At 56.4% G+C, this 19,095-nt stretch carries 18 protein-coding genes; 13 read left to right on the plus strand and 5 right to left on the minus strand.

Annotated elements, in window-relative coordinates; all coding sequences use genetic code 11:
- Nucleotides 1-265 precede the first annotated feature (265 nt).
- Nucleotides 266-2,818: a class I adenylate cyclase gene (locus OCH02_RS19505; protein WP_261432599.1), complete on the plus strand. Its 2,553-nt coding sequence runs from the start codon at nt 266-268 to the stop codon at nt 2,816-2,818.
- A 46-nt stretch (nt 2,819-2,864) separates the two neighbouring features.
- Here the strand turns inward: OCH02_RS19505 and cyaY are convergent, their stop codons facing one another.
- Nucleotides 2,865-3,185: an iron donor protein CyaY gene (gene cyaY / locus OCH02_RS19510; protein WP_012004651.1), complete on the minus strand. Its 321-nt coding sequence runs from the start codon at nt 3,183-3,185 to the stop codon at nt 2,865-2,867.
- 78 nt (nt 3,186-3,263) lie between these two features.
- Between cyaY and lptM the strand changes: the two genes are divergently transcribed.
- The 6 genes from lptM (at nt 3,264) to uvrD (ending at nt 9,041) form a co-directional block, all read left to right on the plus strand.
- Entirely contained in the window at nt 3,264-3,470 is a 207-nt protein-coding gene (gene lptM / locus OCH02_RS19515) for an LPS translocon maturation chaperone LptM (RefSeq protein ID WP_017891271.1), read from the plus strand.
- 57 nt (nt 3,471-3,527) lie between these two features.
- Nucleotides 3,528-4,352, plus strand: coding sequence for a diaminopimelate epimerase (gene dapF, locus OCH02_RS19520; protein ID WP_012004653.1), 825 nt, complete (start codon nt 3,528-3,530; stop codon nt 4,350-4,352).
- Entirely contained in the window at nt 4,349-5,053 is a 705-nt protein-coding gene (locus OCH02_RS19525; protein ID WP_012004654.1) for a DUF484 domain-containing protein, read from the plus strand. Before dapF ends, OCH02_RS19525 begins: the two co-directional genes overlap by 4 nt.
- Nucleotides 5,050-5,961, plus strand: coding sequence for a tyrosine recombinase XerC (xerC, locus tag OCH02_RS19530; protein ID WP_261432600.1), 912 nt, complete (start codon nt 5,050-5,052; stop codon nt 5,959-5,961). The genes OCH02_RS19525 and xerC overlap by 4 nt, the downstream gene beginning before the upstream one ends.
- A complete protein-coding gene (gene yigB / locus OCH02_RS19535) occupies nt 5,961-6,677 on the plus strand; it encodes a 5-amino-6-(5-phospho-D-ribitylamino)uracil phosphatase YigB (RefSeq protein WP_261432601.1) in 717 nt (238 codons plus the stop codon). The genes xerC and yigB overlap by 1 nt, the downstream gene beginning before the upstream one ends.
- A 201-nt stretch (nt 6,678-6,878) precedes the next feature.
- Nucleotides 6,879-9,041 (plus strand): DNA helicase II, encoded by a 2,163-nt coding sequence (gene uvrD, locus OCH02_RS19540; protein ID WP_112363631.1) that lies wholly within the window; start codon nt 6,879-6,881, stop codon nt 9,039-9,041.
- A 129-nt stretch (nt 9,042-9,170) separates the two neighbouring features.
- Here uvrD and OCH02_RS19545 read toward each other — a convergent pair whose 3' ends face one another.
- Nucleotides 9,171-9,650 (minus strand): WbuC family cupin fold metalloprotein, encoded by a 480-nt coding sequence (locus tag OCH02_RS19545; protein ID WP_261432602.1) that lies wholly within the window; start codon nt 9,648-9,650, stop codon nt 9,171-9,173.
- Nucleotides 9,651-10,095: 445 nt separating this feature from the next.
- Here OCH02_RS19545 and corA point away from each other — a divergent pair, with 445 nt between their 5' ends.
- Both corA and OCH02_RS19555 read left to right on the plus strand, forming a co-directional pair.
- A complete protein-coding gene (gene corA, locus OCH02_RS19550) occupies nt 10,096-11,046 on the plus strand; it encodes a magnesium/cobalt transporter CorA (protein WP_012004659.1) in 951 nt (316 codons plus the stop codon).
- Nucleotides 11,047-11,157: 111 nt separating this feature from the next.
- Complete coding sequence (locus OCH02_RS19555) at nt 11,158-12,216, plus strand: AbrB family transcriptional regulator (RefSeq protein WP_261432603.1); 1,059 nt, start codon at nt 11,158-11,160, stop codon at nt 12,214-12,216.
- A gap of 8 nt (nt 12,217-12,224) precedes the next feature.
- Here the strand turns inward: OCH02_RS19555 and rarD are convergent, their stop codons facing one another.
- Entirely contained in the window at nt 12,225-13,112 is an 888-nt protein-coding gene (gene rarD / locus OCH02_RS19560; RefSeq protein WP_129936277.1) for an EamA family transporter RarD, read from the minus strand.
- Between the two features lie 65 nt (nt 13,113-13,177).
- Nucleotides 13,178-13,648 carry a thioesterase family protein gene (locus OCH02_RS19565; protein WP_012004662.1) on the minus strand — a complete coding sequence of 157 codons (471 nt, stop codon included), beginning with the start codon at nt 13,646-13,648 and terminating at the stop codon, nt 13,178-13,180.
- A 200-nt stretch (nt 13,649-13,848) separates the two neighbouring features.
- On the opposite strand from OCH02_RS19565, the gene pldA reads away from it, so the two are divergent.
- Genes pldA through rhtC form a run of 3 tightly spaced genes read left to right on the plus strand, consistent with a single transcriptional unit; the run spans nt 13,849 to nt 17,247 of the window.
- The gene (gene pldA, locus OCH02_RS19570) at nt 13,849-14,727 is read left to right on the plus strand and encodes a phospholipase A (RefSeq protein WP_174354701.1); all 879 of its coding nucleotides are present in this window, start codon (nt 13,849-13,851) and stop codon (nt 14,725-14,727) included.
- 48 nt (nt 14,728-14,775) lie between these two features.
- Nucleotides 14,776-16,608 (plus strand): ATP-dependent DNA helicase RecQ, encoded by a 1,833-nt coding sequence (gene recQ / locus OCH02_RS19575; protein ID WP_261432604.1) that lies wholly within the window; start codon nt 14,776-14,778, stop codon nt 16,606-16,608.
- A 12-nt stretch (nt 16,609-16,620) separates the two neighbouring features.
- Complete coding sequence (gene rhtC, locus OCH02_RS19580; protein ID WP_261432605.1) at nt 16,621-17,247, plus strand: threonine export protein RhtC; 627 nt, start codon at nt 16,621-16,623, stop codon at nt 17,245-17,247.
- A gap of 52 nt (nt 17,248-17,299) precedes the next feature.
- Here rhtC and rhtB read toward each other — a convergent pair whose 3' ends face one another.
- A complete protein-coding gene (rhtB, locus tag OCH02_RS19585) occupies nt 17,300-17,920 on the minus strand; it encodes a homoserine/homoserine lactone efflux protein (protein ID WP_012004666.1) in 621 nt (206 codons plus the stop codon).
- A 135-nt stretch (nt 17,921-18,055) separates the two neighbouring features.
- Between rhtB and pldB the strand changes: the two genes are divergently transcribed.
- Nucleotides 18,056-19,093 (plus strand): lysophospholipase L2, encoded by a 1,038-nt coding sequence (gene pldB, locus OCH02_RS19590; RefSeq protein WP_261432606.1) that lies wholly within the window; start codon nt 18,056-18,058, stop codon nt 19,091-19,093.
- Nucleotides 19,094-19,095 lie beyond the last annotated feature (2 nt).

Raw genomic sequence — 19,095 nt, forward strand, 5'->3', positions numbered from 1 at the left:
ACTGTCAGTGCAAGAAGCCGCAGGCGAAGAAAGGACAACGGAATCAACGGGACGTGTGATGTGTTTTGGGGCAGTTAACACTGCGGGTAAATCGTTTGGAGTGGCGCTACAATAATAGTGAAGCGTTACTTCCTTTACGGTCAATCAGCAAGGTGTTAGATTGATCACGTTTCCAGCAATAAGTTGCCAAATATTCTTCCAACACTAACGGCGCTTATGGAATACGGGTTTTTTTCTAAATACCGGGATAATCAGGCGAGACGTCTTGTACCTCTACATCGAGACACTGAAGCAGAGACTGGATGCGATCAATCAATTACGAATCGATCGCGCCCTAGCGGCCATGAAGCCCGCGTTTCAACGGGTATACAGTCTGCTGCCTACCTTATTGCACCACCACCACCCACTGATGCCAGGCTATCTGAACGGTAACGTTCCCCATGGCGTTTGTATCTACACGCCTGATGAAACCCAGCAAGATTACCTCAACGATTTAGAAGACAAATGGGGCAGCCCGTTTGACAAGCCGGCCAGCGGTGAACTGCCGATTACCGGGGTTTACTCGATGGGCAGCACCTCGTCGATCGGCCAGAGTTGCAGCTCGGATCTCGATATCTGGGTGTGCCACCAGTCCTGGCTGGACAATGAAGAGCGTAACCGCCTGCAGCAGAAATGCAGCCTGTTGGAAAAATGGGCGGCGTCGATGGGGGTCGAAGTCAGCTTCTTCCTGATCGATGAAAACCGCTTCCGCCATAACGAAAGCGGCAGCCTGGGCGGTGAAGACTGCGGTTCTACCCAACATATCCTGCTGCTGGACGAATTCTACCGTACCGCGGTGCGCCTGGCCGGGAAACGCATTTTGTGGAACATGGTGCCGGGCGAAGAAGAAGCGCATTACGATGAGTATGTGTTGTCACTGTACTCGCAAGGCGCATTAACGCCGAACGAATGGCTGGATCTCGGTGGTTTGGGTACGCTGTCGGCGGAAGAATACTTCGGTGCCAGCCTGTGGCAGTTGTACAAAAGTATCGACTCGCCTTACAAAGCGGTGCTGAAGACCCTGTTGCTGGAAGCTTATTCCTGGGAATACCCGAATACTCAACTGTTGGCGATGGACATCAAACAGCGCCTGCATCAGGGTGAAATCGTCTGCTTTGGTCTCGACGCCTACTGTATGATGCTCGAACGCGTCACGCATTATCTGAACGCCATCAACGATACCACCCGCCTCGATCTGGTCCGCCGCTGTTTCTACCTAAAAGTCTGTGAAAAACTGTCGCGTGCCAATGCATGCGTCGGCTGGCGTCGTGAGATCCTCAGCCAGCTGGTCAGCGAATGGGGCTGGGACGAAGAGCGCCTGGCTATCCTGGATAATCGCGCCAACTGGAAAATCGAACGGGTTCGTGAAGCGCACAACGAACTGTTGGATGCGATGATGCAAAGCTACCGCAACCTGATCCGCTTCGCGCGTCGCAACAACCTCAGCGTCAGCGCCAGCCCGCAGGATATCGGCGTGCTGACCCGCAAACTCTACGCCGCGTTTGAAGTGCTGCCCGGCAAGGTGACGCTGGTGAACCCGCAGATTTCGCCGGACCTGTCAGAAGACGACTTGACCTTTATTCACGTGCCGGTTGGCCGCGCTAACCGCACCGGCTGGTACCTGTACAACCAGGCACCGGCCATGGACTCGATTGTCAGCCATCAACCGCTGGAATATAACCGTTACCTGAACAAGCTGGTGGCCTGGGCTTATTTCAACGGCCTGCTGACGCCGAAGACCCGTTTGCATATCAAGAGCGGCAACCTGTGTGACACTGCCAAACTGCAGGAGTTGGTGGCCGATGTGTCGCACCACTTCCCGCTGAGGCTGGCGGCACCCACGCCCAAAGCCTTGTACAGCCCGTGTGAAATTCGCCATTTGGCGATTATCGTCAATCTGGAAAACGATCCGACCGCCGCCTTCCGCAATCAGGTGGTGCATTTCGATTTCCGCAAGCTCGATGTATTCAGCTTTGGCCAGCAACAACAGTGCCTGGTGGGCAGTATCGATCTGCTGTACCGCAACTCCTGGAACGAAGTGCGTACCCTGCATTTCAGCGGTGAGCAATCGGTGTTGGAAGCCTTGAAGACCATTCTCGGCAAAATGCATCAGGACGCCGCCCCACCGGAATCGGTAGAGGTGTTCTGTTACAGCCAGCATCTGCGCGGTTTGATCCGTACGCGTATTCAGCAGTTGGTGTCAGAGTGCATTGAACTGCGTTTGTCCAGCACCCGACTGGAACCGGGCCGCTTTAAAGCGGTGCGGGTTGCCGGCCAGACCTGGGGCCTGTTCTTTGAACGGCTGAGCGTGTCGGTGCAAAAGCTGGAAAACGCGGTGGAATTTTACGGGGCGATTTCCAACAACAAATTGCATGGCCTGTCGATCAAAGTGGAAACCGATCAGGTGCATTTACCGCCGGTAGTGGATGGTTTCGCCAGTGAGGGGATTATTCAATTCTTCTTTGAAGACACGTCGGACGACAAGGGCTTTAACATCTATATTCTGGATGAGTCGAACCGCGTTGAGGTTTATCACCATTGTGAAGGCAGTAAAGAGGAACTGGTGCGCGACGTCAGCCGTTTCTACTCGTCCTCGCACGATCGTTTCACCTACGGTTCCAGTTTTATCAACTTCAATTTGCCGCAGTTCTATCAGATAGTGCAGCTTGATGGCCGCACTCAAGTGATTCCATTCCGCAGTAACGTGTTGTCGAGCCTGTGTGTTCCGCTGGCCGACGGTGCGGCTCAGCCGCTGAAACAGCAGTTCCAGCTGCACTGACATCACAGGGGCTCAGTCAACTGAACCCCTGTGAGTGCGGCTATTTTCAGGCAAATTTCACTTCTTCGCCGGCCTGTGCGCTGGCGGCTTCGCTTAGTAACGGATAGAACGCACGATCGCTGCGATCGCAGAGCCATACGCCATCACGGTAGTTAAAGTGATAGCCGCCGGTCTTGGTTGCCAGCCAAACCTGATGCAGTGGCTCCTGGCGATTGATGACAATTTTGGTGCCATTTTCGAAGCTTAACGTCATTACGCCGCCATTGGTTTCGTAATCGATATCCGCATCGCCGTCAAAATCGTCCAGTGTCTCTTCAATATTAAGCATCAGTTGGTCAGCTAACTGGTGAAACTCACTGTCGTTCATATTCAATTCCTATTGCTTTTCATGATCCACCTGCGATTATAGAGACCTTGGACGCATGAATTACAGGCATTAATGCAAATGAAAAAACAACTACGCTATGCGCTGATGGCAGTTCTGCTTGCCGGGCTCTCCGGCTGTGGTCTGAAAGGCCCGCTGTACTTCCCTCCAGCCGATCCGGCCAGCACTAAGAAACCGGCCACTCAGGTTCAGACCGGCGAACAGGTACAGAAAAATCAGCAGGAACTTTCCAGCTCTCAGCAAAAACCGTCGATGAGCGCTCAGTAACACCTTGTTTGCGGCGGCTCAGGCCACCGCAAACCAAGACGGATAGCGGAGTATGATATGCAGTTCTCCAAAATGCACGGTCTGGGCAACGACTTTATGGTGGTCGATGCCGTTACACAGAATGTCTATTTTTCACCCGAGCTGATCCGCCGTTTGGCCGATCGGCACCTGGGCGTTGGCTTTGACCAGCTGCTGGTGGTAGAACCGCCTTACGATCCGGAACTGGATTTCCACTACCGCATTTTTAACGCCGACGGTAGTGAAGTGGCGCAGTGCGGCAACGGCGCTCGCTGTTTTGCCCGTTTTGTGCGGCTGAAAGGGCTGACCAACAAGCGCGATATTCGCGTTAGTACCCAGACCGGGCGTATGGTGCTGAGCGTCACCGATGATGATCTGGTGTGTGTGAACATGGGCGAGCCGAACTTCGATCCGCAGACGGTGCCCTTTCGCGCGACCAAAGAAGAAAAGACTTACATCATGCGCGCGGCGGAACATACGGTGCTGTGCGGCGTGGTGTCGATGGGCAACCCGCATTGTGTTTTACAGGTGGATGATGTAAAAACCGCCAAGGTGGAATTGCTCGGGCCGGTATTGGAAGGGCATGAGCGTTTCCCTGAACGAGCCAACATTGGTTTTATGCAAATTGTCAGCCGTGAGCACATCAAATTGCGCGTGTATGAGCGCGGTGCCGGCGAAACCCAGGCCTGTGGAAGCGGCGCCTGTGCGGCAGTGGCAGTGGGGATCCAACAGGAATTGCTGTCAGAAGAGGTGCATGTAGAACTGCCGGGCGGCAGCCTGCATATTCGCTGGAAAGGACCGGGCAGCCCGCTGTTTATGACCGGTCCGGCAACCCATGTATATGACGGATTTATTCATCTATGAAGAGTGTTGAGGACCAGGCTGTCGCAGGCATTGAGCTTGACGACGATACCGTGATGCAGTTTCTGCTGCAAAACCCGGATTTCTTTATCCGCAATGCGCGGTTGGTGGAACAGATGCGCGTTCCCCATCCCGTTCGCGGTACCGTGTCGCTGGTCGAGTGGCATCTGGCCCGCCAGCGTAACCATATCAACCGGCTGGAAGAAGAAATCACCCTGCTGATGGAGCAGGCCAGCGCCAACGAGACGCTGTTTGCCAGCCTGCTGCATTTACAGGCCAATCTGGCCACCGCCGACAGCCTGCAGGATATGCTCAATCGCCTGCAGCGTTGGGCGCGGGGTTTCGGTTTGGCCGGCGCCAATATTCGCCTGTTTTCTGAAAGCTGGAAAATCGGTGCGCCTTCCGATTTCACCCACCTGGCCCTGACGCGTTCGTCGTTTGAACCGTTGCGCATTCAGCGTCTGGGTGACCAACAGCATTTCCTCGGCAGCCTGAATGGCCCTGAGTTGCTGCTGCTGCTGCCCCAGGCCAAATTGGTCGGCTCGGTAGCGCTGTCGATGCTGGGTGAAGACGGCGAACTGGGCATGGTGATTTTCAGCAGCCGCGATACACAACACTACCAGCAGGGTATGGGTACGGTGATGCTCAATCAACTGGCACGTATGCTGCCGGAACTGCTGGAACGCTGGGTCGAACGCGCATGATTCCGCTGGCGACCAGCCTGCAACAGCCGGTGGACGCTTTTTTGCGCTATCTGAAGGTCGAGCGCCAGCTCAGCCCGCTCACCCAACTGAGTTATTCGCGTCAACTGCAGGCGCTGATGGCGTTGGCGCAGGACATTGGCGTCACGGAGTGGCCGTTGCTGGACGCGGCCAAAGTCCGCCAGCTTGCGGCGCGCAGTAAACGTGCCGGATTGCAGTCTTCCAGCCTCGCACTGCGCCTGTCGGCATTGCGCAGTTTTCTCGACTGGCAGGTCAGCCAGGGTATGCTGATTGCCAACCCCGCCAAAGGGATCCGAACGCCACGTAGCGGCCGTCATCTGCCGAAGAATATCGACGTCGATGAAATGAATCAGCTGCTGAATATCGATCTTAACGATCCGTTGGCGGTGCGCGATCGCGCCATGCTTGAAGTCATGTACGGTGCCGGGCTGCGTCTTTCGGAACTGGTGGGGCTCGATTGCCGCCATGTCGATCTGGCCGCCGGTGAAATTTGGGTGTTGGGTAAGGGCAGCAAGGAACGCAAGCTGCCGGTGGGTCGCACTGCGGTGACCTGGCTTGAACACTGGCTGGCGATGCGCGATCTGTTCGGGCCATCAGACGATGCCATGTTCCTGTCTAATCAGGGCAAGCGCATCTCGACCCGCAACGTGCAAAAGCGTTTTGCCGAGTGGGGCGTCAAGCAGGGCGTTAACAGCCATATCCATCCGCACAAGCTGCGCCACTCGTTTGCCACCCATATGCTGGAGTCGAGCGGCGATCTGCGTGCGGTGCAGGAACTGCTCGGTCACGCCAATCTGACCACCACCCAAATCTACACCCACCTCGACTTTCAACATCTGGCGAACGTGTACGATGCTGCGCATCCACGTGCCAAACGGGGGAAATCCTGATGCATTTTTATCGTCCGTTGCGACCGCTGGCGGCGCTGACTTTCGATCTGGACGACACGCTGTACGACAATCGGCCGGTGATCAAACAGACCGAACTGCAGTCGGTGGCCTTTTTGCAGAACTACCATCCCGGCCTGAACCACTTCCAGTCGGCAGATTTTCATCGCCTGCGCCAGGAGCTGCGTGAACAGGATCCGGAGATTTATCACGATGTCACCCAGTGGCGCTGGCGCGCTATCCATTTGGCGCTGAGCCGTCAGGGGCTGCGTGATGCCGAAGCCGCCGACGGTGCCGATGCGGCGATGCAAAACTTCGCGCTGTGGCGCAGTCGCATCGAGGTGCCGGACGCGACCCATGCCACTCTGAAAGCGCTGGGTGAACGTTTCCCGCTGGTGGCGATCACCAACGGCAATGCCGATCCGGCGCTGTGCGGGCTGGATGGTTACTTCCAGTTTGTGCTGCGCTCCGGGCCGGATGGCCGCGCCAAGCCCTATCAGGACATGTATCAACTGGCCGCCGAGCGGTTGGGGGTTGCCCCTGAACGCATTCTTCACGTGGGTGATGATTTGACCACCGACGTCGCCGGCGCATTGCGTTCCGGTCTGCAGGCCTGTTGGATCAACGACCGCCGACGTAGCCTGATGCAGGCCGCCGACAGCCGTCTGCTGCCACATATTGAGATCACTCAGTTGGCATCGCTGACAGCATTGCTATAACCCCTTCATACTTGAAGCCGCAGCTGTGTTGGCTACGTGCACTCACCCCAGTCACTTACTTGAGTAAGCTCCTGGGGACTCACACACTCGCCGCCTTGCTGCAACTTCAATTATTTCGGGTATAATCCCAAATTGACTCTGTATAAATTCACAGTGGAATCGCGTCTCTGACGCGCTTTCCCTTACCAATTAATGGTGCCTATGGACGTTTCCGATCTGCTCGACAGCCTGAATGAAAAACAACGCGAAGCGGTGGCGGCGCCACGTGGCAACCTGTTGGTACTGGCCGGCGCGGGCAGCGGTAAAACCCGGGTGCTGGTGCATCGCATCGCCTGGTTGCTGGCGGTCGAGAACTGCTCGCCGTATTCCATTATGGCGGTGACCTTCACCAACAAGGCGGCGGCGGAAATGCGTCACCGTATCGAACACCTGATTGGCACCAGCCAGGGCGGCATGTGGATTGGTACCTTCCATGGCTTGGCTCATCGGCTGCTGCGCGCTCATCATCTGGATGCCAACCTGCCGCAGGATTTCCAAATTCTCGACAGCGACGACCAGTTCCGCCTGCTCAAGCGCATCGTCAAGGCATTGAATATCGACGAAAAGCAATGGCCGCCGCGTCAGGCAATGTGGTACATCAACGGCAAAAAAGATGAGGGCCTGCGTCCACAGCACGTTGAAACCTACAACAACCCGGTGGAAGCGACCTGGCTGCGTATCTACCAGGCCTACCAGGAAGCCTGCGATCGCGCCGGGCTGGTGGACTTTGCCGAACTGTTGCTGCGGGCCCATGAGCTGTGGCTGAACAAGCCGCATATTCTTAATCATTACCGTGAACGTTTCACCAACGTGCTGGTGGACGAGTTTCAGGATACCAACAGCATTCAGTACGCCTGGATCCGCCTGCTGGCCGGCAATAACAGCAACGTGATGATCGTCGGTGACGATGACCAGTCGATCTACGGCTGGCGCGGCGCTCAGGTAGAGAATATCCAGCGCTTCCTGAAGGATTTCCCCGGCGCGCAAAGCGTACTTCTGGAACAGAACTACCGTTCGACCAGCAATATCCTGAAATCGGCCAATACCCTGATCGCCAACAACGGCGGGCGCATGGGGAAAAATTTGTGGACCGAAGGGGGCGAAGGCGAACCTATCTCAGTCTACTGTGCCTTCAATGAGCTGGATGAATCGCGCTTCGTGGTGGGCCGCATTAAAGCCTGGCAGGAAAACGGCGGTGCGCTGAATGACTGCGCCATCCTTTATCGCAGCAACGCCCAGTCACGCGTGCTGGAAGAGGCGCTGCTGCAAACGGCGATGCCTTACCGTATCTACGGCGGGCAACGCTTCTTCGAGCGTCAGGAGATCAAGGATGCTCTGGCTTACCTGCGGCTGATCGCCAACCGCAACGATGATGCTGCGTTTGAACGCGTGGTGAATACGCCGACGCGTGGCATTGGCGACCGGACGCTGGACGAAGTTCGTCGTACGGCCCGCGATCGTCAATTGACCCTGTGGCAGGCCACCCGCGCACTGTTGCAGGACAAGGTGCTGGCCGGGCGTGCGGCCTCTGCGCTGCAACGCTTTACCGAGCTGGTGGACTCACTGGCGCACGAAACCGCCGATATGCCACTGCACGTTCAGACCGATCGGGTGATCCGCGACTCGGGGCTGTTCATCATGTATGAGCAGGAAAAAGGCGAAAAAGGTCAGGCGCGTATCGAAAACCTTGAGGAACTGGTGACGGCAACGCGCCAGTACAGCTATCAGGATGAAGATCAGGATCTGATGCCGCTGCAGGCGTTTCTGTCCCATGCTGCGCTGGAAGCGGGTGAGGGGCAGGCCGATGCCTATCAGGATGCGGTGCAGTTGATGACCCTGCACTCAGCCAAGGGGCTGGAGTTCCCACAGGTGTTTATCGTCGGCATGGAAGAGGGGATGTTCCCGAGCCAGATGTCGCTGGACGAAGGTGGCAGGCTGGAAGAAGAGCGCCGTCTGGCCTACGTTGGGTTGACGCGCGCCATGCAGAAACTGACGCTGACTTATGCCGAAACCCGTCGTCTGTACGGTAAAGAGGTTTATCACCGACCTTCACGTTTCATCGGTGAGCTGCCGGAGGAATGTGTGGAAGAAGTGCGTTTGCGCGCCAGTGTTTCACGGCCGGCGAATCACCGCCGCATGGGCACGCCGATCAGCGAAAATGACACCGGGTACAAGCTGGGCCAGCGAGTGCGCCACCCCAAATTTGGTGAAGGGACCATCGTCAATCTGGAAGGCAGCGGCGAACACAGTCGGCTGCAGATTGCTTTCCCGGGTGAAGGCATCAAGTGGCTGGTGGCCGCCTACGCCCGTCTGGAGACGGTGTAAGGCGCAGTGAATCGTTAGCGGCATACCCAAAATAATTGGGGTTGCAACTAGGCGGCAAGTCCGCTCCCTCCAGGAGCTTACTCAAGTAAGTGACTGGAGGGAGTGGGCACAGCCAACAACGCTGCAGCTTCAAGTATGAAGGGGGTAGCGATCGCCAATCTGCGCGGTAGCGTACCAACGCATCACGGCTTCGGTACCTTCGGCCCCTTCCTGCGGTGCCCACGGCATGCAGTCTTCTTCCGACAGCGCCTGATAAGGCCCCTGTTTCACTTCGAATATCACGCCACCCGGATCAACCGACAGCACGGCATGCCAGGTAAACGCCGGCATCTCCAGCACTTTGGTTTCTTCGCCGAGCAGGGTGCGCTGGGTAACGACGCCGTCCTCGTTAAACTGCAGCACCACAAAGCGGCCGCGCAGCGGTGTCAGCAGCTCCCAGGTTTGCGGATGGCGGTGGGGGCGGATATAGGTGCCGGGTTCCATGGCAATCGCCAGTCGCTGCACCGGGTCGCTCAACTCTTCGTGTAACGTACGGTGCGCGCGCAGGCGTGCCACTGTAGCGGCCTGTTCACTCATGCTGGTCAGGTCGTGGGCAGTAATTTGTTTCATCGGTAAAGTCCGCAAGCTTATCGTGGCCTAATCTTAGCAACATTCTTGGGCGTGGTCAGAGATCGTCGCCGCTTTTTCTTTCCCCTTTATCGCAGATTTTGCTGATTTTTCCCCATTGGTTATAGCGATGAATTGTTGCGCAATTATCGAGCCTAACCGGTTGACAGGCTTTTTCTTCTCGGCGTAACATGCGCGCACTATTATCAATGAGGACATACGCCTTGGACACACCCAGTAGATACTGGCTCACTGACCTGGACAACAACAGGTGCAACTTCTAAGGCTATCCCATTGAGCTGATAGCCTTCGTGGTTGTCGGCGACCTCTTCAGTGTCGCTATGAGTCAGATCCTTCATGGTCTGAAACAAGCTGGTGATACAACATCCCCCTGTTTCTGTGCTTCCACGCGTTGTTTACCCCTGTCACCCCAAGGGAGTTTTAGCAGATGCTGAGCGCGTTTAAATTAGATAACAGCCGCCTGTCCCGTCTGGAGTTGGATGACTCCGATGACCTCACTACGTCACTGTGGGTTGACCTGGTTGAGCCGGAAGAGGGCGAACGTGAGCGCGTGCAAAACGAGCTGGGCCAAAGCCTGGCGACACGCCCGGAGCTGGATGATATCGAAGCCTCCGCGCGTTTCTTCGAAGACGAAGACGGTCTGCATATTCACTCCTTCTTCTATTTTGAAGATGCGGAAGACCATGCCGGTAACTCCACCGTGGCTTTCACCATTCGCGATGGTCGCCTGTATACCCTGCGTGAGCGCGAACTGCCGGCATTTCGCCTGTATCGCATGCGCGCCCGTAACCTGACGATGGTTGACGGCAACGCCTACGAGCTGTTGCTGGATTTGTTCGAAACCAAGATTGAGCAGTTGGCGGACGAGATCGAAAACGTCTACAGCGATCTGGAAAAGCTCAGCCGGGTAATCATGGAAGGCCATCAGGGCGATGAATACGACGAGGCGCTGTCGACGCTGGCCGAACTGGAAGATATCGGCTGGAAAGTCCGCTTGTGCCTGATGGATACCCAACGGGCGCTGAACTTCCTGGTGCGTAAGGCACGTTTGCCGACGGGTCAACTCGAACAGGCGCGTGAAGTGCTACGCGACATTGAATCCCTGCTGCCGCACAACGAATCCCTGTTCCAGAAAGTCAACTTCCTGATGCAGGCGGCGATGGGCTTTATCAATATCGAGCAGAACCGCATCATCAAGATCTTCTCGGTGGTTTCGGTGGTGTTCCTGCCGCCAACGCTGGTGGCTTCAAGCTACGGGATGAACTTTGAGTTTATGCCGGAGCTGAAGTGGTCGTTCGGGTATCCGGGCGCGATCAGCCTGATGATCCTGGCGGGGCTGGCCCCTTATCTGTATTTCAAGCGCAAGAACTGGCTGTAAGCTGACGGGCGAACCTGTTCGCCCGATATTTCTGCCGTTGGCCAACGCTTAGCCTACTAAATAGGGGTAGAATGCTTCTACGGCTTATCTGTCTGTAAGGCATGCGTTTTGATGGAGAAGTTTCCCCGCGTGATCCAATGGTCAATCCTGCTGCTGGCTTCGCTGGTACTGGGGTTTGGCCTACAAGCATTCCATATTCCTGCCGCACTGTTGCTGGGTCCGATGATTGTCGGCGTAGCCATGGGGCTGTTGGGCGCCACGGTGCGCATTCCCGGTTACCTGTTTATCGCCGCACAGGCGGTGCTGGGCTGCATGATTGCGCAAAGCCTTTCTCCTTCGATTCTCACGCCGTTACTTAATGACTGGCCCCTGGTGCTGCTGGTGCTGATCGCTACGCTGCTGGCCAGTGGCATTTCCGGCTGGTGTCTGGTGCGCTTTAGCAGTTTACCGGGGCCGACGGGTGCCTGGGGGTCATCGCCTGGCGGAGCGTCGGCGATGGTGGCGATGGCCGGCGATTTTGGTGCAGACGTTCGATTGGTGGCATTCATGCAGTATCTGCGGGTGCTGTTTGTCGCAACGGCGGCAGCGATAGTGGCGCGTATTGGTCTCGGAGATGAGGCGGGTCACGGCAGCGCGGCACTGGAATGGTTCCCGTCGCTGGATTGGCGCTTCCCGGCGACGCTGGGCGTTGCCATTGTCGGTGCCTGGTTGGGGCCTCGCCTGCGTATTCCTTCGGGTGCCTTGTTGTTACCGATGATCATCGGCGCAGCGCTGCATTCCAGCGGTGTGATGGCTTTGCAGGTGCCGGAATGGTTATTGGCGTTAGCCTACACCCTGATTGGCTGGAGCGTCGGGCTGCGTTTTACCCGACCGATATTTTTGTTGGCGTTGCGTACCCTGCCGCAGATGGTGGTGTCGATAGTCGCGCTGATGTTGCTTTGCGGCCTGCTGGCATGGATGCTGACGCATTTTCTGCCGGTAGATTTGATGACCGCCTATCTGGCGACCAGTCCGGGCGGGTTGGATACCGTGGCAATCATTGCGGCGGGCAGCCGGGTAGATATGTCTTTTGTGATGGCGATGCAGACGCTGCGGTTGTTCACGATCTTGCTGACGGGGCCGGCGATGGCGCGGTTTATTTCCAACCGCGCCGCGCCGGCATCAACCTGACATTGGCATTAACGCAGTTTGCGCTGGGTGTAGAGCGCGTCGAGAATAAACAACAGCAACGCCGCCCAGATAAAGCCGAAGGTCACCAGCTTGTCCTGACCGACGGTTTCACCGTAAAAGGTGACGGCCAGCAGGAACATCAGCGTGGGGCCGAGGTACTGGAAGAAGCCGAGCGTCGACAGGCGCAGACGGGTAGCCGCAGCGGTAAAGAACAGCAGCGGTATGGTAGTGACGATACCGGCCGCCACCAGCAACAGGTTCAGCGACCAGGCATTGGCACCGAGATGGCTGGTCGGGCTGTCGGCGAACAGGAACAGATAGGCCGCAGCCACCGGCAGCAGCCACAGGGTTTCTATCAGCATGCCGGTTTGCGCGTCGATGGCGATCTTCTTGCGCAGCAGGCCGTAAAAGGCAAAGCTGAACGCCAGTCCCAGGCCGATAATCGGTAGTGAGCCGAATTGCCATAGTTGGATCAGGACGCCGGCAAAAGCCAGTATCACCGCCAGCCATTGCATACGACGGAAGCGTTCGCCCAGGAACAACATCCCAAGCAGCACATTCACCAGCGGATTAATGAAATAGCCCAGGCTGGCTTCCAGCATATGGTGGTTATTCACCGCCCAGATAAACAGCAGCCAGTTGCCACCGATCAACAACGCGGTCACCGCCAGCAACAATAGCCGTTTACGGTTGTGGCAGGCGGCCCGCACCTGTGACCAGTTACGTCCGAGAGTGATCAGCGCCAGCATAAAGAAGAACGACCAAATCACCCGATGGGTGAGGATCTCATCGGCAGGTACCTGCTGGATCAGTTTGAAATAGGCCGGGGCGATACCCCAAATAAAATAGGCGGCCAGAGCAAAGAAGATGCCCTGTCGTGTTTGTTGTGCGTCCATAGACGTTACTCGGATGGGGAAAACGGAGATGCGGTGAGTGTACTGAAGACGCTCACCGCACACAATCACCCGACCAGGTAGGTGGCAGTGGCGCTGGCGATATGCAGGCCATCGTGGTTATGCAGTTCGACGCGGGCGACCGCGACTTTGTTGCCGCTGCGCAATACGCTGGCGGCGGCAACGAAATGCTCGCCACGGCCAGGGCGCAGATAGTCAACGCGCAGATCGATGGTTCCCATACGGGAAAGACGAGTGGCGACTTCTTCTTCGATCAACGGATCCAGACGCATCAGTACGCTGCCGGCACATGCCAAACCCGCCGCAACGTCCAGCACCGAGGCGATCACGCCGCCGTGCAGAATTTTCTGGGCGGCATTGCCCACCAGCTTGGGCTGGTTGGTGAAACTCAGCTCAACGTAGTCGTCGTCAAAGCGGCGCAGTTCCAAGCCCAGCTCGCGGTTAAACGGCATGTGATAAACAAAGATTTCGCCAATTTTCTGGCGGGCAGCTTCAAGAGTCAGTGGTGTGGTAGACATAAATACCCATTCATTTCTGTGTAATAGGGGGAGCTAACTGGTCAGTCCAGGTTAACCGTTTGTTGATATTATGCCTATATCTTGTTGCTTTCCAGACTAATCCAATAAATACACGCCGCACTGCTGTAAAACTCCCTTTGTGTGTAAAATGGCCTGTTTTTATTTCAGCGTTTGTCATTTTATGTTGGGGTGAGGAAGTTATGCGCATTTTGACCGGGGTCGTTTTGGCCACGCTGGCGGCAGCACCGCTGGTACAGGCAGAAGAAGCCAAAGAGCAGCAAATTCATGATAAACCGGCGGTGCGTGGCAGCATTATTGCCAATATGCTGCAGGATCACGACAACCCATTCACGCTGTATCCGTATGACACCAACTATGTGCTATATACCGATACCAGCAATATCAACAAAGAGGCTATCAAGTCCTATAACTGGGCTGATAATGCGCGCAAGGATGAAGTGAAATACCAGCTCAGCCTGGCGTTCCCGCTGTGGCGCGGCATTCTTGGCGACAACTCGGTGCTGGGCGCGTCTTATACTCAGCGCTCCTGGTGGCAACTTTCCAACCACAGTGAGTCATCACCGTTTCGTGAGACCAACTACGAACCGCAGGTGTTCCTGGGGTGGGCGACTGATTACAGCTTCGCCGGCTGGACACTGCGTGACGTTGAAGTGGGCTTGAATCACCAGTCCAACGGCCGCTCTGATCCCACTTCCCGCAGCTGGAACCGGGGTTACGCCCGCTTTATGGCGCAAAACGGCAACTGGCAGGTGGATCTCAAACCCTGGTTCCGCTTCGCGGAAAGCGACAGCAGCGACGATAACCCGGATATCACCAAATATATGGGCTATTACCGCCTGAAAGTGGGTTATGCCTGGGGTGACAGCGTGTTCAGTGTCGACAGTCACTACAACTGGAACAGCGGCTATGGCGGCGCGGAATTAGGCTGGAGCTATCCGATCAGCAAGCATGTGCGTTTCTATACCCAGGTGTTCAGCGGCTACGGCGAATCCTTGATTGATTACAACTTCCGGCAGACACGGGTTGGCGTTGGTGTCATGCTTAACGATATTATGTAATCCGGCCGTCATAAAGGCGGCGTTTTGCTACAAAAAATGGGGAAGTGTGTGTCAACCGCAGCAGTGATAAACAAAGAGTTGCTGGCAGAGCAGGTATTACGCGATACCTTCGGCTACCAGCAATTCCGACCGGGTCAACAAACGATTATCAACACGGCGATCGGCGGGCAGGATTGCCTGGTGGTGATGCCGACCGGCGGCGGTAAATCGTTGTGCTACCAAATCCCGGCGCTGGTGATGGATGGCCTGACGTTAGTGGTTTCCCCGTTGATCTCATTGATGAAAGATCAGGTCGATCAGTTGCTGGCCTATGGCGTCTCCGCTGCCTGCTATAACTCGACCCAGACGCGCGAGCAACAGCTTGAGGTGATGGCGGGTTGCCGCAGCGGCCAGATCAAAATGCTTTATATCGCTCCCGAGCGGCTGATGATGGACAGCTTCCTCGATCAGCTCGGCGGCAACCCTCCCGCCTTGCTGGCGGTGGATGAAGCGCACTGTATTTCTCAATGGGGTCACGACTTCCGGCCTGAATACCGTGCATTGGGGCTGTTGAAGCAACGCTTCCCGGATATGCCGGTGATCGCGCTGACCGCGACCGCTGATGAATCGACCCGTGGTGACATAGTCCGTCTGCTGGCACTGCAGGAGCCGCTGGTGCAGGTCAGCAGCTTTGACCGGCCAAACATCCGCTATACGCTGGTGGAGAAGTTCAAGCCGCTCGACCAATTGTGGCGGTTTGTGCAGGACCAACGCGGCAAAAGCGGCATCATTTACTGCAACAGCCGCGCCAAGGTAGAAGACACCACTGCACGCCTGCAAAGCCGTGGGTTGAGCGTGGGTGCCTATCATGCCGGGTTGGACAACGACCGCCGCGCGCAGGTGCAGGAAGCGTTCCAGCGGGATGATTTACAGGTGGTGGTCGCCACCGTCGCCTTCGGCATGGGCATTAACAAACCCAACGTGCGCTTTGTGGTGCACTTTGATATTCCGCGCAATATCGAATCTTATTATCAGGAAACCGGCCGTGCCGGTCGCGATGGCTTACCGGCCGAGGCGATCCTGCTGTATGACCCGGCCGATATGGCCTGGCTGCGCCGCTGTCTGGAGGAAAAGCCCGCCGGGCAGCAACTGGATATTGAGCGCCACAAGTTGAACGCCATGGGGGCTTTCGCCGAAGCGCAAACCTGTCGTCGGTTGGTGCTACTCAACTATTTTGGCGAAGGTAAACATCAGAACTGCGGCAACTGCGATATCTGCCTGGATCCCCCCAAGCGTTACGATGGACTGGAAGATGCGCGCAAGGCGTTGTCCTGTGTGTATCGCGTCGGCCAGCGTTTCGGGCTGGGATACATTGTCGAGGTACTGCGCGGTTCCAATAACCAGCGTATCCGCGAATACGGGCACGAGAAACTGCCGGTGTACGGCATTGGCCGCGAGCAGACCACCGAACACTGGACCAGCGTGCTGCGTCAGTTGATCCACCTGGGCTTTATCACCCAGAACATTGCCATGCACTCGGCGCTGCAACTGACCGAGGCCGCGCGCCCGGTGTTGCGGGGGGAGCTGGAACTGCAACTGGCGGTACCGCGCATCCAAAGCCTGAAGGCCCGCAGCGGCAGTAACCAAAAGTCCTACGGCGGCAATTACGATCGCAAACTGTTCGCCAAATTGCGCAAGTTGCGAAAATCGATTGCCGACGAAGAAAATATCCCGCCTTATGTGGTGTTTAACGATGCCACCTTGTTGGAAATGGCGGAACAGATGCCTATCAAGGCCGGCGACCTGTTGAGCGTTAACGGTGTCGGTCAGCGCAAGCTGGAACGTTTTGGCGCGCCGTTTATGGCGATGATCCGCGATCACCTCGATAATGACGAAGATTAAGGGCAATAAATCATGCTGATGCTGTTTCTGACCGTGGCACTGGTGCACCTGATTGCGCTGATGAGCCCGGGGCCGGACTTCTTTTTTGTTTCGCAAACCGCTGCCAGCCGCTCGCGCCGTGAGGCGATGATGGGCGTACTGGGCATTTCACTGGGTATCGTGGTGTGGGCGGGCGTAGCCTTGATGGGCCTGCACCTGATCCTGCAAAAAATGGCCTGGTTGCACCAAATCATCATGGTTGGCGGTGGGATTTACCTGTGCTGGATGGGCTGGCAACTGTTGCGCTCCGCCCGTTCTCAAAATGCCCGGTCGGTGCCTGCGGCGGAGGTGAAAGTGGCTTTGCCGAAGCCTGGGCGCAGCTTTATCCGTGGCTTTCTGACCAACTTGTCCAACCCGAAGGCGGTTATCTATTTCGGCAGCGTATTTTCACTGTTTGTGGGTGACGACGTCGGGGCCGGTGCGCGCTGGGGCTTGTTCTTGCTGATCATCGCTGAGACATTTGTCTGGTTCAGCCTGGTGGCGGTGGTGTTTGCATTGCCGACCATGCGCCGTGGCTATCAACGGCTGGCCAAGTGGATAGACGGACTGGCGGGGGTGCTGTTTACCGGTTTTGGTTTACACCTGATCTTTACCCGCTAAACACTGCCGTACAGATTTTGAGGGCCGAACTGCCATGTTCGGCCCTTTTGCTTTATGCCTTCCTGGCCGTAGCCAGCAGCCCGGCCACCAGAATAAACAGTGAACCGAAAATACGGTTTAACAACTGCATCTGGCGAGGCGTCTTCAGCCAACCGGCAATGCGGGTGGCCAGCGTGGCGTAGCCAATCATGACAAAAATATCCACAACCACGGTGGTGATACCGAGCACCAGGTACTGCTCGGCCTGCGGTTGGTTGGGCAAAATAAACTGTGGGAACAGTGCGGCCAGAAACACGATGCTTTTCGGGTTGGTCAGATTCACCAGCACGGCACGGCGGAACAGACGGCGACGCGGCATAGTGCCTGCCAGCGTATGCAAGTCCAGCGAACCAGCAGCGCGCCACTGTTGAATGCCAAGCCACACCAGATAGGCGGCACCGAACCACTTCAGCATTTCAAACGCCAGCAGTGACTGCGATACCAGCGCACCCAGACCAATACCTACCAGTACGATATGCAGGCTCAGCCCGACCTGCAGGCCGGCAATGGACGCCGCTGCGCCACGATAACCGTGGCTGATACCGGTACTCATGGTGTTAATTGCTCCTGAGCCGGGTGACAGGCTGAGGATAAGAGTAGTCAGCAGATAGGTTAACCACCAGTCCAAGGTCATTGCAGTACTCCCTGAAAGCGCCAATTTGTGCCAAAATGATGCGTTTTTTGTAAGAATTGAATCACAATACGCTAGTATTATTTCTTGTGCCAGAGGTCACATTTTTGCCACTGGTAGCTCAGGGAAAAGCACTTGATGACGTCGTTTACTCTCAGCACTGATGATTGGTTAACGCGTGAAAGGCAGTTTGCTGCTTTCGCCACGGGACCGCTGCTGGACTTTTGGCGGCAGCGTGAGGAGGGTGAGTTCAGTGGCGTCGGCGGCGTACCTATCCGTTTTGTGCGTTTCAGTTCCTCTCGCCATCGGCGGGTGGTGGTGATCAGCCCCGGTCGTATCGAAAGTTATATTAAATATCCCGAGGTTGCCTACGATCTGTTCCATTGCGGCTATGACGTGATGATTTTGGATCATCGCGGGCAAGGCCGTTCCGGCCGTTTGCTGACTGATACGCACCGTGGTCATGTGATAAACTTTGCCGATTACGTCGACGACTTCGCCCAGTTTTATCAGCAGGAAGTGGTGCCACTGGGTTACCGGCAACACTTTGCGTTGGCTCACTCGATGGGCGGTGCGATCCTGGCGCAGTTTCTGGCCCGCCAGCCACAAGCATTTGACGCTGCTGCGTTCTGTGCACCGATGTTCGGCATTTATTTGCCGATGCCAGGCTGGATGGCCAACCGCATTCTGAACTGGACGGAGAAGCACCCGAGGGTGCGCGATTACTATGCGATAGGGACCGGTCAGTGGCGACCGCTACCCTATGTGGTCAACGTGTTGACCCACAGCCGTGAGCGCTATCGCCGCTGTTTGCGTTATTACGCCGATTATCCCGAGTTGCAGGTGGGGGGGCCAACCTACCACTGGGTACGGGAAAGCCTGCAGGCCGGACGAGAAATCATCGCCCAGGCGGCTAAAATCACCACGCCGCTATTATTATTGCAGGCCGGTGAGGAACGGGTGGTCGACAACCGTTCCCATCAGGCTTTTTGTCAGGCATTGTCAGAAGCGGGGCATCCCTGTGAAGGGGGAAAACCGCAGGTTATCGAAGGCGCACGGCATGAGATCCTGTTTGAGCGGGACGCGATGCGCGCCGAAGCATTGAGCGCAATCCTGCGCTTCTTTGCTCAACACTTAGGTGGTACCCCTACCGCCGACCACACCATTAGAGGTTAGAA

Source organism: Serratia quinivorans, assembly GCF_946227985.1.
GTDB classification, from domain to species: Bacteria; Pseudomonadota; Gammaproteobacteria; order Enterobacterales; family Enterobacteriaceae; genus Serratia; species Serratia quinivorans_A.